The following is a 12,910-nucleotide window of genomic DNA, read 5'->3' on the forward strand; positions in this document are numbered from 1 at the left end:
CGGACGAGGTCGACGAGGAAGAGGAGATGCCCCTCTCCCTCCGGCTGTCGATAGCGGACACCCTGACCCTCGGCAACGCCACATGCGGCTTCATGGCGGTGTACTTCACCACCACCGGCATCCTGATCCCGCACCTCACGGGCAGCCAGGAGACCGGCATGGCCCGCCACAGCGCGGCCACGGCGGTCATCCTCATGCTCTGCGCGGCGGTCTTCGACCTCTTCGACGGCCTGGTGGCGCGCAAGCTGCGCTCCTCCCCCATGGGCGCCGAGCTGGACAACCTGTCCGACCTGATCAGCTTCGGCCTGGCACCGGCGTACTTCGTCCTCGTCTACGGCATGGTCGCGAACGACGCCCACCAGCGGGTGGCGGCGGTCGGGGCGATCGTGGTGCTGCTGGCGGTGGTGCTGCGGCTCGCGCGGTTCTCGTGCGTGACGGTGAAGGACGGCACGTTCCAGGGCATGCCCTCGCCGTTCGGTGCGCTGACGGTCGTCGCGATCGTGCTGCTGGAGCTGCCGTTCGAGGCCACGCTGCTGGCGATCGTGGGGACGGCGTGGCTGATGGTGAGCCGGGTGGAGTACCCGAAGCCCCGCGGCTGGCTCGCGGTGGCGATGCTGATCTGGATCGTGCTGTCCATGGGTCTGCTGGCGGCCTGGGCCTTCGGCGCGCCGGGCGGACAGCTCCTCCTGCAGACGGGGTGCGCGCTCCAGCTGGTCACGGGGGCGGTGATCCCGCTGTTCGCGACGGCTCGGCGGGTGAACAACTTCCGCGACAACCGCCGCGAGGCGCGGGCGGCGCAGCTTCCGTAGCGACCGTACGACGATGAAGGCCCCGAGCTGACAGCTCGGGGCCTTCTTTCGTAACCGGGGCGGCGGGAACCGCCCGGATCAGGTCAGGAAGTCCCTGGCGATCCGCTCCGCGACCCGTTCCAGGATCGGGCCCGCCTCAGCGATGCACTTCGCCACGTCCGGCTCGGCGTCCGTCAGGGGGTAGGCCCGGCGGAAACCGGCGCGGCCCAGGGTCTGGGGCGGCAGGGCGAGGCGTCCGCAGACCGCCACGACGTCCTTGTCCGCGGCGCGGGCCGCGGTGGCGACACCCGCCGGAGCCTTGCCGTGCAGGGTCTGCTCGTCCAGGGAGCCCTCGCCGGTGATGACCAGGTCCGCACGGTCCAGGGCGGGGGCGAAGCCCAGGACGTCGAGCATGACCTCGATGCCCGGACGGAACCGGGCGCCGAGCAGCAGGGCGCCGTAGCCGATGCCGCCCGCCGCGCCCGCACCCGGCGACGCCGCGTACTCGGTGGCCTTCGGGCCGGCCGGGCCCTGGAGCACCTTCGCGAAGTGCGCGAGGGCGCTGTCCAGGGCCGCCACATCCTCGGGCGAGGCGCCCTTCTGCGGACCGTAGACCGCGGGTGCCCCCTTCGGGCCGGTCAGCGGGTTGTCGACGTCGCTCGCGAGCACCAGCTCGATCTCGGCCAGGCGCGGGTCGAGTCCCGACAGGTCGGCGGTGGACAGCTCGGCGAGTCCGCCGCCGCCCGGGGGCACCGGCTCCCCGGCGGCGTCGAGGAACCGGGCGCCCAGCGCCGACAGCATCCCGGCGCCGCCGTCGGTGGTGGCGCTGCCGCCGACCCCGAAGACGATCGTGCGGGCGCCCGCGTCCAGCGCGGCCCGCAGCAGCTCGCCGGAGCCGTACGTGGAGGCGGTCAGCGGGGCGAAGACCCCGGCGGGCAGCCGCTGCAGCCCGCTCGCCTCGGCCATCTCCACGACCGCGGTGCCCTCGCGCAGCGCGAACGCCGCCGTCACCTCGTCGCCGAGGGGGCCGGCGACCCGTACCTCCCGGCGCTCGAACCCGGCCGCGACCGCCGCGGCCACGGTCCCGTCGCCGCCGTCGGCCACCGGAAGCGCCTCGACCTCCAGCTCCGGCAGGACCCGGCGCAGCCCGGCCGTGACCCGCTCGGCGACCTCCACGGCCGTCAGCGACCCCTTGAACTTGTCCGCGGCGACGAGCACCCGCTGGGCCTTCCGGGTGTCGCTCACTGCAGCGTCCGCCACTTGCACTCCCCTTGCTCTCCGGGCCCTCACGCATGTCAAGGCCAGTCGCGCCGCTGTGACCTTAACCGGAGCAGCCCCGGCCCGTCAGCCTTTGCCCACCCCCTGGACCGATGCCCTGGAGGCCCGGGGAACTGCGCGACCGGCTGCGAACGGGGGCCCGCGGCCCCACCCCCTCAGGCGCCCTGCGCGAAACGGGTAGACCGGAACCATGACCCTCGTCGACAACGAAACGGCCCTGGCCGACCGCATCCTTGGCGGCTGGACGGGCCGCATCGCGGGAAACATGCTGGGCAAACCGGTCGAGCAGGGCGAGCTCTGGACACGCGAGCGCATCGACCGCTACCTCCGGCAGGCCGCCGCCCTGCCCCTGACTGATTACCTGCCCGAGCCCACCGGAGACCACGAGATCGCACTGCGCCCCGAGTGGCCCCAGTGCGTCCGCGGCCGCATCCACGGCAGCTGCCGTGACGACGACGTCGACTACGCGATCCTCGGCCTCGACCTGCTGGAGACCCACGGCTTCGGCTTCAGCACCGAGCAGGTCGGCGACCTGTGGCTGCTGCGGCTGCCGTTTCTGCAGACGTTCACCGCCGAGCGGGCCGCGTACCGCAACCTCGCCAACGGGCTGAAGCCGCCGCTGACGGCGACGTACGACAACCCGTACCAGGAGTGGATCGGCGCTCTCATCCGCGCAGACATCTTCGGCTGGACCTGTCCGGGCGTCCCGCGCCGCGCAGCCCAGTTCGCCCGGCGGGACGCGGTGCTGTCGCACACCGGGAACGGGGTCTACGGGGCGATGTGGGCGGCGGCGCTGATCGCGGCGGCGTTCACGGCGCCCACCGTGCGGCACGCCGTCGACGAGGCCCTGGCCGTGATCCCGGCGAGCAGCCGCCTCGCCCGCACGGTGCGCCGGGTGGTCTCCCTGCACGACACCCGGATGTCCTGGGAGGACACGCTGACCACGGTCGCCGAGGAGACCGGCGGCCTGGGGTGGATCCACACCGTCCCGAACGCGGCCGTCCTCACCGCGGGCCTGCTCTACGGCGACGGTGACTTCACCCGCACCATCACCCTGACCGTCCGCGGGGGCCTGGACACCGACTCCAACGGTGCGACCGCGGGTTCGGTGGCCGGCGTGTTCGGCGGGGCGGCGGCCATCCCCGACCAGTGGAAGGCCCCGCTGGAGGACACGGTCCGCAGCGCGGTGTTCGGCTACGACGGGGTGCGGATCAGCGAACTGGCGGAACGGACCCTGCGGCTGGTGGAGCCGGCGGCCTGACGGCCGTGCCGTGATGCGGGGCGCGGTGGTTACCCTGCACCGATGACCTCCTCTCCTGACTACGCCGCCTACATCGCCTCCCTGCCCCGTGTCCTGGCCGGTGCCGCCGTGCTGTTCCGGGACGGCGAGGGCCGTGTGCTGCTCGTCGAGCCCGGCTACCGGGAGGGCTGGGCGCTGCCCGGCGGCACCGTCGAGTCCGACGACGGCGAGACCCCGCGGCAGGGTGCGCGGCGCGAGACGGCCGAGGAGCTCGGTCTCGACCGTGAGCTCGGCCGGCTGCTGACGGTGGACTGGGTGCAGGGCACGGGCCGCCCGCCGGTGGTGGCGTACCTGTACGACGGCGGGGTGTTGAGCGAGGACGAGTTCAAGGCGATCCGCCTCCAGGAGGAGGAGCTGCTGTCCTGGCGGCTGGTGGCGCGCGAGGAACTGACCGAGTACCTGCCGGGGGCCCACTGCGGCCGGGTCCTGACCGCCCTCGACGTCCTTGCGGACGGGTCGGGCACGGCGGAGCTGGAGAACGGCCGGCGCGTGTTCTGACCGGCGGCGGCTGCCTGTCGCGCGATATCCGCTCGCCGCTCGGGCCCGGCCCGTCCTACCCTCGGCGCCATGGCCAAGCCCCTCGTCGCCCTGCTCACCGGTGCCGGCATCAGCACGGACTCGGGCATCCCGGACTACCGCGGGCCGAACGGGCTGTGGCGCCGGGATCCCTTTGCCGAGAAGCTCGTCACGTACGAGTACTACATGGGCGACCGGGAGATCCGCCGCCGCTCCTGGCGCATGCGGCGCGAGACGGGGGCGCTGCGGGCCGAGCCCAACGCCGCGCACCGGGCGGTGGCGGAGCTGGAGCGGTCCGGGGTGCCGGTGCGGGTGATCACGCAGAACGTGGACGGACTGCACCAGCTCGCCGGGATGCCGGCCCGCAAGGTGCTCGAACTGCATGGCACGGCACGGAGTTTCGTCTGCACCGGCTGCCACGCCCGCGGCCCGATGGCGGACGCGCTGGCCCGGGTGGAGGCCGGTGAGGAGGACCCGCCGTGCCGGGAGTGCGGCGGGATCCTGAAGCCGGCGACGGTGATGTTCGGCGAGCGGCTGGACCCCGTCGTCCTCGGCCAGGCGGCCGCCGTCAGCAAGGGCTGCCAGATCTTCGTCGCCGTCGGCACGAGCCTTCAGGTGCAGCCGGCGGCCGGCCTGGCCGGCGTCGCCGCCGACCACGGTGCCCGGCTGATCATCGTCAACGCCGAGCCGACCCCGTACGACGACCGTGCCGACGAGATCGTCCGCGATCCCATCGGCACGGCCCTGCCTGAGCTGTTGCGCGGCATCACGGCCGAAGCGAGCCCCGCAGGTCCGCCAGGCGCGTGAGCGCGTCGCGGCCCTGGTCGCGCTCGGCCGCGGTGAGGTCGAGCGCGGCGGCCCGGGCGAGGGCGGTGGCGGCCGCCTCCTCGTCGCCGAGCCGTGCCGCGGCGTCCGCGCGCAGGACGAGGAGCTGAAGCAGCTGGACGCGGGTCGGCGTCTCGTCCGTCAGGCCGAGCACCCGGTCGACGACCTTGGCGGCGCCCGCCGGGTCCCCCTTGGAGTCCGCCAGGAGGGACGCGAAGTGCAGGGCCCGCGCGAACGTCTCCTCCGGGGCGGGCCCGTGGTGCCGCTCCCCGCCGGTGCGCTGCCCGACGCGGACGCAGTTGCCTCCGGGGTCGGTCATGAGGAACTGCCGCACGCCGTACGTCATGTCCTTGAGCGGCCCGACCCGCGGCAGCCCCCGGGTGGGGACCCTGCCGTACGTCTCCTTGAGCCCGGCACGGAACGCCTGGTAGAGGCCGTCGACGTCGTCGGTCAGGACGTAGCAGGTGCTGACCGACACGGCCGGCTCGTACTGCTTCATCGCGAAGAACTGCAGCTCGATGCCGCCGCGTTGCACGACCGCGTACGGGTTGGGGCTGCGCTGCTGGTACGTCACCTCGAATCCGAGGGCGGTGTAGAAGTCGAGGACGGGCTGGAGGGTCCGGCAGGGCAGGATCGGGATCGTCTTCTCCGGCATGACCCCACTCTAGTCAAATTTGACGAGGCGAAGAGTCAGAAAAGAGAGGCTCCGCGTTCGAAGTCCAGCAGGCGCTGCTTGCGCTCCAGACCGCCGCCGTACCCCGTCAGGCTCCCGTTCGCCCCGATGACCCGATGACACGGCACGATGATGCCGATGGGGTTGCGGCCGTTGGCGAGGCCGACGGCGCGGGAGGCGGTGGGCGTGCCGAGGAGTGCGGCCAGCTCGCCATAGGTACGGGTCTCGCCGTACGGGATGCGGCGCAGGGCGTCCCAGACCGTGCGCCGGAACGGGGTGCCGTGCAGGCGGAGTTCGACCGTGAACTCCCTCAGTTCGCCCGCGAAGTAGGCCTTCAGTTGCTCCTCCGTCTCGGCGAAGAGGGTGTCGTCGCGGGTGCCGAAGGTCTCCTCGGGCGGGCGGTGGCGCTGGTCGGTCATGTACAGGCCGCACAGGACACCGTCGTCGGCGACGAGGGTGAGGGGGCCGTACGGGCTGGCGGTCACGGTGTGCTGCTTCATCGGACGTCCCTATACCGGAAGGAAGTTGATCGGGTGGCTGTCGGTCGCCCAGAGGTACTGGACCGCGTAGGCCCGCCAGGGGCGCCAGGCCCCGGCGCGTGCGGTGAGGGCGGCGGGAGTGGACGGCAGGCCCAGTTCCCGGGCCGCGCGGCGGATGCCGAGGTCGGTGGGGAGGAAGGCGTCGGGGTCGCCGAGCGCGCGCATGGCGATGACGTCCACCGTCCAGGGGCCGAAGCCGGGCAGGGCGAGGAGCCGCTCGCGGGTGCGGGGCCAGTCGCTCTCCACGCCGAGGTGGAGGTCGCCGTCGGCGAGGGCCCGGACCAGGGTGGTGAAGGTCGTGCGGCGGGTGCGCGGCATCGCCAGCGTCTCGGGGTCGAGCGCCGCGAGGGCCTCGGGGGCCGGGAAGAGGTGGGTGAGGCCGCCTTCCGGGTCCTCGACCGGGTCGCCGTGCGCGGTGACCAGGCGGGCCGCGTGGGTGCGGGCGGCGGCGGTGGAGACCTGCTGGCCGAGCACGGCCCGGACGGCGAACTCGGCCTCGTCGACGGTGCGCGGCACGCGCCGGCCGGGCGCCTTGTCGACCAGGGGCGCGAGGACCGGGTCCGCGCGGAGCTGGTCGTCGATGGCGACGGGGTCGGCGTCCAGGTCGAGCAGGCGGCGGCAGCGGCTGATGGCGACGGTCAGATCGCGCAGGTCGCTGAGGGTGAGACGGCAGGCGATGTGGTCCGGGTTGGGGGTGAGGGCCACGATGCCGTGGCCGTACGGGAGGCGCAGGGTGCGGCGGTAGGAGCCGTCGCGCCATTCCTCCACGCCGGGTACGGCCGTCGCGGCGAGGTGGCCGAAGAGGTTGTCGGGATTGAGCGGGGCCCGGAACGGCAGCCGCAGGGACAGCGCCCCGGGTGTGCTCGTGCCCTGCCGTTTCGGGGCGCGGGCTCGCAGCTCGCCCGGGGCCAGGGCGAAGACCTCGCGGACCGTGTCGTTGAAGGTCCGGATCGAGGCGAAGCCGGCGGCGAAGGCGATCTGCGCCATGGGCAGGGCGGTCGTCTCGATGAGCAGCCGGGCCGTCTGGGCGCGCTGCGCACGGGCGAGCGCGAGCGGGCCCGCGCCCAGCTCGGCGAGGAGCTGGCGTTCGACCTGCCGGGTGCTGTAGCCGAGCCGGCCGGCGAGGCCGGGCACGCCCTCGCGGTCCACGACCCCGTCGGCGATCAGCCGCACGGCGCGGGCCACGAGGTCGGCGCGCTGGTTCCACTCGGGGGAGCCGGGGCTGGTGTCGGGCCGGCAGCGCTTGCAGGCCCGGAACCCGGCCTGCTGGCAGGCCGCCGCACTGGGGTGGAAGACCATGTTCTCCGGCTTGGGCGGCACCACCGGGCAGCTGGGACGGCAGTAGATGCCGGTGGTCAGGACGGCCGTGAAGAACCAGCCGTCGAAGCGTGCGTCCTTGGACCGGACGGCGCGCACGCAGCGCTCGGTGTCGGTGTGCATCCCCATCTGCATGGCTCCAGCATCCGGCACCGGGCGGCGCGGGGCTGGCGAGAATCCGACATGGACGTGCCGGCGCGGCACGGCCCCAGGAGTACATTTGAAGATTCATTCATATGTTCGCGTGGGGCCGCTAGGATGAGGTCATGGGTCATGGAGCCGTCACCCCCGTGCAGGACGCCGGCGAGCGCGTGCGCCTGGACGCGGACAACGTCGCGAAGGTCGCCACCACGCTCCAGGCCCTGTCCACGCCCTCCCGGCTGCTGATCCTGGCGCGGCTGCGCGAAGGCCCGCTGCCGGCCACGGAGTTGGCGGCCGAGGTGGGCATGGAGCAGTCGGCCTGCTCGCACCAGCTGCGGCTGCTGCGCAATCTGGGCCTGGTCGTGGGCGAGCGGCGAGGCCGTTCGGTGGTGTACGCGCTGCACGACCACCATGTCGCCGAGCTGCTCGACCAGGCCGTGTACCACGTGGAGCACCTGCGGCTGGGCATCAGCGACGCCGCCGACTGAGGCGGCGCCGCCGGCCCGGGCTACGCGGTGGCGGTCGGCCGCCGCGAGGCCTCCATCGCCTCGCTCACGCGCGTGAGCGGACGCAGCCGGTAGGTGTACGCGTAGTCGCGGTTCGCGAACAGCTTGAACTCGTCGTGGGTGTGCGCGCCCCAGCTGTTGTCGCCGCCCACGCCCATCTGGCGGTGGTTGAGCCGCAGGACCACCGCGTCCCGGGGGGTGAGCTGGTAGTCGTGCCGGGCGCCGACCGAGAGATCCTCGGGGGTGAAGTGCGAGGCGTTGACCTCCAGCAGCGGCTCACCGGACACGAGCAGTCCGCGCCCCTTGCCGTCGGTCAGCGCCGCCCAGCGGACGTCGGTCTTGTTGCCGTTCTCCTGGGGGCGCAGGTACGGGGTCCACTGCCCGGAGACGGTGCCGGAGTACAGGCCCACGTCGGTGGCGTTGTTGCGGTCCCACATGTTCTCCTCGGGGCCCCGGCCGTAGTAGTGCAGCCGGTCCAGGCTCCGCGGCAGGAACAGCAGGGTGCCGACCTCCGGGATGTACGGCAGGTTCGCCGCCCCCGGGTGCAGGGTGTTGTCGACCTTGATCTCGCCGTTGCCGAAGACGGTGTACGTCGTGCTGTACGTGGACTCGGTGCCGGTGGGCAGCGTGCCGGTGACGGTGACCTCGACGGCCCGGTCGTCCAGGGGCCGCACCCGTACGCCGGCCACCTTCCGCTTCGCTCCGGCGTCGCGCCAGATCTGGTTGCGGGTGTGCTGGCCGTTGCCGCGGTCGTTGTCGGTGGGCGCCCGCCAGAAGTTCGGGACGGGCCCTGAGGTGATGAGCCGGGTGCCGCCCGCCTCGTAGGAGGTGATGGTCCCGGTGCTCTTGTCGACGGTGACGGCGAAGCCCTTGCCCTTCACGGTGACGGTCCTGTCCCCGTCGGTGTGGGTGAGGGCGGGCACGGTGCGCAGCGGCGCGGGCCGCACGGCCGGGCTGTCCACGTCGAGTTCGAGCTGCTGCCTGGCCACCTCGAAGCCGGCCCGGGCCCAGGGGGTGGCTTCCCTGGTGGTGAAGGAGAGCTGGAGGAAGTACTCCGTGCCGGGTTCGGGCTTGGCCGGGAGCCGCACCGGGACCTTGATGTCCTTGCTGTTCAGCGGGGCCACGCTCAGCTGGTCGCGGGTCAGCCGGCCACGCTGGACGACCTTGTCGTCGGCGACCAGGGACCAACGGCCCTCGAACTCGCGGAGGTTGGTGAACAGGTACTCGTTGGTGAGCGTGACGGCACCGGGGCCGCCCGCGGCCGGGGTGGCGCCGACGGCCTGGTAGATCTGCTTGACCTCGGCGGACTTGCCGGTGAGGCTGCGGTCGGGCAGGACGATGCCGTCGCCGGCGAAGGCACCGTCGTTGGGGTTGTCGCCCCAGTCGCCGCCGTACGCGTAGAACGTCTTGTCGCGCGGGCGCTTCTCGGTGAGTCCGGCGGTGGCCGCGTCGAACCAGAAGCGCACGCCCTCGCCGTCGGGCCCCCGGGTGTCCGAGGCCAGTTCGGCGGCGCTCAGAGCACGGGCGTACACGCGGGCGCGGCGGATGGTGCCGCTGAACTCCCGGGTCGGGTTGTCGACGTCGGTGGCGAGGGACAGGGACGCGGTGTTGACGCCGGGGCGGCGGGTGGTCGTCCGGGTGCCGCGCGCCTGGCCGTCGACGTACAGGGTGAGTGTCCCGGCGTCCGCGTCGAAGACGCCGGCGATGTGGTGCTCCTTGCCGGTCCAGCCGTCGGGCAGCGCCCAGCTCGCGGTGACCCACTGGCCGCCGCCGTGGATGAAGAACTCCAGGTTCTTGTCGGTCTGCTTGAGGGCGTACTGGGTGTCGCCCTTGGCGATGATGGGCTGGTGGCCGTAGGGCACGTCCGGGGTGACCCAGGCCTCCAGGGTGAGGGAGCCGGTGAGGTCGAGCCCGGGATCGCGGGGGAAGACGGTGCCGCCGGAGACGCCCTTGGCGCGGTCGAAGGTGCCCGCGGGTGCCATGACCTCGCCGCGCAGCGCGCCCGGGCCTGACTCGGTCAGCAGCTTGCGCGTGGGGGTGGGCCAGCTCAGGGCCTGGTCGACGAAGTCCCAGATCCAGCCGCCCTGGAGGACGTCGTAGCGGCGGACGATGTCCCAGTACTTCTTGAAGTTGCCGTTGGAGTTGCCCATGCCGTGGGAGTACTCGATCATCACGTACGGCCGGGTGTCGCTCGTGTCCTTGGCGCGCTGCTCGACCCGCTGCGGGCTGTCGTACATCTCGGAGCGGATGTCGCTCATGCCCGGGCGGTCGTCGCCCTCGTACTGGATGACGCGGGTGGGGTCGTAGGAACGGATCCAGTCGTACATCGCGTTGAAGGTGGTGCCGCCGCCCGCCTCGTTGCCGAGGGACCAGATGACCACGCAGGCGTGGTTCTTGTCGCGGTGGACCATGTTCTGGGCGCGGACCACGCAGGCCTCGGTCCACTCGGGGTGGCCGCTTCCCGGGAACTCGTCACGGATGCCGTGGGTCTCCAGGTTGGTCTCGTCGACGAGGTACAGGCCGTATGCGTCGGCGAGTTCGAGCCACAGCGGGCTGTTGGGGTAGTGCGAGGTGCGGACGCTGTTGATGTTGAGGCGCTTGATGATCTCGATGTCCTCGACCATCTGCGCGCGGGTGAGGGCCGAGCCGGTGACGGGGTGCATCTCGTGCCGGTTGGTGCCGCGGAAGGAGACGGGCTTGCCGTTGATGCGCATCAGGCCGTCCTTCAGCGCGAACTCGCGCAGGCCGACCCGGTGCGAGAGGGTCTCCACCACCTTGCCCGCGGGATCGCGCAGGCGGAGCACGGCGGTGTAGAGGTTCGGGTGCTCGGCCGACCACAGCTTCGGCGCGGGGACGGCTCTGGACGCCTCGACCGTCGCCTCGTCGCCGTCGGGGACGTCGGCGGAACGGTTCAGCGGCCGGGACCAGACCGCGTGGCCGCGGGCGTCGTAGAGCTGGGTCTCGACGGTGTAGCGGCCTCCGCCCTCGCCGCCGTAGTCGCGTACGTGCGCGGTGACCTTGAGCTCGGCTGAGGTGTAGCCGTCGCCGAGCGGGGTGTCCAGCTTGAAGTCGCGCAGGTGCACGCTGGGCGTGGAGTACAGGTGGACCGAGCGGAAGATGCCGCTCAGCCGGATCATGTCCTGGTCCTCCAGCCACTCCGCGTCGGAGTAGCGGTACACCTCCACGGCGATCTGGTTGGTCCCCGGCTTGAGGTGAGGGGTGATGTCGTACTCGGCGGAGGTGTAGGAGTCCTCGTGGTAGCCCACCAGCTCGCCGTTGATCCACACGTAGTGGGCGGACTTGACGCCCTCGAAGTGCAGGAAGGTGCGCCGGCCCCGCCAGTCGCGGGGCACGGTGAAGGTGCGGCGGTACTGGCCGACGGGGTTGTAGCGGGTCGGCGCGGCCGGCGGCTGGGCCTCCTCGCCGCGGCCGTTGGGGCCCCACCAGGGGTAGGTGATGTTGACGTAGATCGGGACGTCGTAGCCGTGCAGCTGCCAGGCCGAGGGCACGGGGATGGTGTCCCAGCCGGAGTCGTCGACGTCGGTGCCGTAGAAGTCCTTGTCCCGGTCGTCGGGGCGGTCCACGTAGGCGAACTTCCAGGTGCCGTCGAGGCTCAGCCGGTACGGCGAGCGCTCGCGGTCGCCCTTGAGGGCCTGCCCGAGGTCCGCGTAGGGCATGAGGGTGGTGTGCGGCGGCTCGGTGCCCACCCGGTACACGCTGAGGCCGTCGTTCCACTCGGGAGGGCCGTCCGCCGCCGCGCGCCGGCCGGCCGCGCGTGCCGCGGCGGGCGACGCGGACAGGGCGAGCGCGCCGAGCACGGCGGCTCCTCCCTCCAGCAGTCGGCGGCGGCTGACGACCGGCCGGTCGGCGGGGGACGGGTGCGGGGGGTGCGGCATGAACGTGGCCTTCCTCGGTTCGACAGGTGCGGTGCTGAACGGACTGAGGGCGCGTCAGATGCAGGCCTCAACTGCCCACCCGTGATGAGTGTTTCTGTTGAGTCGCGTGGCAACTGACGGTGAAGGAGCAACTGCTGAGCAGGCACACCCTAGGACCCGCACACAATCGAAGCAATGACCTCGTCGGACTTTGTGCGTTCCTGATCGTTCAGGCCCTGAGGAAGGTGAGCAACTCGCCCGTCAGCCGGGCGGGCGCGTCCAGCGGGACGAGGTGACCGGCCTCCGGGACGCCCACCAGCCGGGCTCCCGGGATCAGCGCGGCGAGTTCCCGCCCCCTGGCGAACGGGATCCAGGTGTCCTCGGTGCCCCAGCACACCGTGACGGGCAGGTCGATCGTCGGGTAGAGCGGCTGGATCTCGTCGGTGTAGCGCTGGTCGGCCTGCGCGATCTGCCGGTAGAAAGCCGCCTGGCCCTCCTCCCCCGTCCATGGCCCGACCAGGGCGTCGAGGGTGGCGGGACGCAGGCCGAGGTGGCTCGCGGAGGAGACGTACTCGCGCACCAGCGCCTCGTGCAGGGCCGCCGGGAGCTGCTCGAAGACCCGGCTGTGCTCCCCGACCAGCCGGAAGAAGGGGGAGCCCCAGGGCTTCAGCGCCACCGGGTCGACCAGCGCGAGCCGCCGGTAGCGGGCTCCGTGCAGCAGATGGGCGCGCAGGGCCACGCACCCCCCGAAGTCGTGCGCGACGACCGCCGGCTCCGCCAAGCCCCAGTGCGCGAGCAGCTCGGCGAAGATCCGGCCCTGGGCGCCCAGTGAGACGTCCTGGCCGGCGTGCATGTCCGAGGAGCCGTAGCCCGCCATGTCCCACACGTGCACGCGGTACCCGGCGGCGGCGAGGGCGGGCGCGATCCCGTGCCACACGTACGAGGAGAAGGGCGTCCCGTGCAGCAGCACCACCGGCTCCGCGCCGGGGTCGCCGAGCCGGTCCCAGCGCACGGTCCCCGACGCGGTGACCAGGCTCTCCCGCAGCGTCCAGTCCTCCACGAAGCCGCTCCCTCCCGCCGCGAGCACCCACCCGCGCGTTTTTGTCATTTCGGCGCGACAGTGCCGCTCCTCCGACCGTAATGTGACCTCAT

General features: G+C 72.5%; 11 protein-coding genes. 5 read left to right on the plus strand and 6 right to left on the minus strand.

The annotated features are described in order from the left end of the window. Positions 1–26 precede the first annotated feature (26 nt). A complete protein-coding gene (pssA, locus tag OO68_RS16980) occupies positions 27–809 on the plus strand; it encodes a CDP-diacylglycerol--serine O-phosphatidyltransferase (RefSeq protein WP_037667928.1) in 783 nt (260 codons plus the stop codon). A 78-nt stretch (positions 810–887) separates the two neighbouring features. Here pssA and OO68_RS16985 read toward each other — a convergent pair whose 3' ends face one another. After that, complete coding sequence (locus OO68_RS16985) at positions 888–2,006, minus strand: glycerate kinase (protein ID WP_033309328.1); 1,119 nt, start codon at positions 2,004–2,006, stop codon at positions 888–890. A 250-nt stretch (positions 2,007–2,256) separates the two neighbouring features. On the opposite strand from OO68_RS16985, the gene OO68_RS16990 reads away from it, so the two are divergent. The 3 genes from OO68_RS16990 to OO68_RS17000 all read left to right on the plus strand — a co-directional run bounded on the left by OO68_RS16990 (position 2,257) and on the right by OO68_RS17000 (position 4,689). Then, entirely contained in the window at positions 2,257–3,327 is a 1,071-nt protein-coding gene (locus OO68_RS16990; RefSeq protein ID WP_033309200.1) for an ADP-ribosylglycohydrolase family protein, read from the plus strand. A gap of 42 nt (positions 3,328–3,369) precedes the next feature. Beyond that, on the plus strand, positions 3,370–3,864 hold the full coding sequence (locus tag OO68_RS16995) for an NUDIX domain-containing protein (RefSeq protein ID WP_033309201.1): 495 nt from the start codon (positions 3,370–3,372) through the stop codon (positions 3,862–3,864). 69 nt (positions 3,865–3,933) lie between these two features. After that, a complete protein-coding gene (locus tag OO68_RS17000; RefSeq protein ID WP_033309202.1) occupies positions 3,934–4,689 on the plus strand; it encodes an SIR2 family NAD-dependent protein deacylase in 756 nt (251 codons plus the stop codon). Here the strand turns inward: OO68_RS17000 and OO68_RS17005 are convergent. From OO68_RS17005 to OO68_RS17015, 3 genes are read right to left on the minus strand one after another with little or no spacing between them, the layout of a single operon-like run. Beyond that, positions 4,649–5,362 (minus strand): bleomycin resistance protein, encoded by a 714-nt coding sequence (locus OO68_RS17005; RefSeq protein WP_033309203.1) that lies wholly within the window; start codon positions 5,360–5,362, stop codon positions 4,649–4,651. The two genes, OO68_RS17000 and OO68_RS17005, sit on opposite strands and share 41 nt — an antisense overlap. A gap of 35 nt (positions 5,363–5,397) precedes the next feature. Beyond that, positions 5,398–5,880 (minus strand): methylated-DNA--[protein]-cysteine S-methyltransferase, encoded by a 483-nt coding sequence (locus tag OO68_RS17010; RefSeq protein ID WP_033309204.1) that lies wholly within the window; start codon positions 5,878–5,880, stop codon positions 5,398–5,400. A 9-nt stretch (positions 5,881–5,889) separates the two neighbouring features. Beyond that, positions 5,890–7,371, minus strand: a complete 1,482-nt coding sequence (locus OO68_RS17015) for an AlkA N-terminal domain-containing protein (protein WP_280922506.1) — start codon at positions 7,369–7,371, stop codon at positions 5,890–5,892. Positions 7,372–7,502: 131 nt separating this feature from the next. Between OO68_RS17015 and OO68_RS17020 the strand changes: the two genes are divergently transcribed. Beyond that, entirely contained in the window at positions 7,503–7,865 is a 363-nt protein-coding gene (locus tag OO68_RS17020) for an ArsR/SmtB family transcription factor (protein ID WP_033309205.1), read from the plus strand. A gap of 20 nt (positions 7,866–7,885) precedes the next feature. Here the strand turns inward: OO68_RS17020 and OO68_RS17025 are convergent, their stop codons facing one another. Together OO68_RS17025 and OO68_RS17030 are read right to left on the minus strand one after the other, a co-directional pair. Next, a complete protein-coding gene (locus tag OO68_RS17025) occupies positions 7,886–11,779 on the minus strand; it encodes a glycoside hydrolase family 2 TIM barrel-domain containing protein (protein ID WP_033309206.1) in 3,894 nt (1,297 codons plus the stop codon). Positions 11,780–11,987: 208 nt separating this feature from the next. Next, the gene (locus tag OO68_RS17030) at positions 11,988–12,818 is read right to left on the minus strand and encodes an alpha/beta fold hydrolase (protein ID WP_033309207.1); all 831 of its coding nucleotides are present in this window, start codon (positions 12,816–12,818) and stop codon (positions 11,988–11,990) included. Between the last annotated feature and the right edge of the window lie 92 nt (positions 12,819–12,910).

Origin of the sequence: Streptomyces iakyrus (assembly GCF_000717055.1) — a bacterium.
Taxonomy (GTDB): Bacteria; Actinomycetota; Actinomycetes; order Streptomycetales; family Streptomycetaceae; genus Streptomyces; species Streptomyces iakyrus.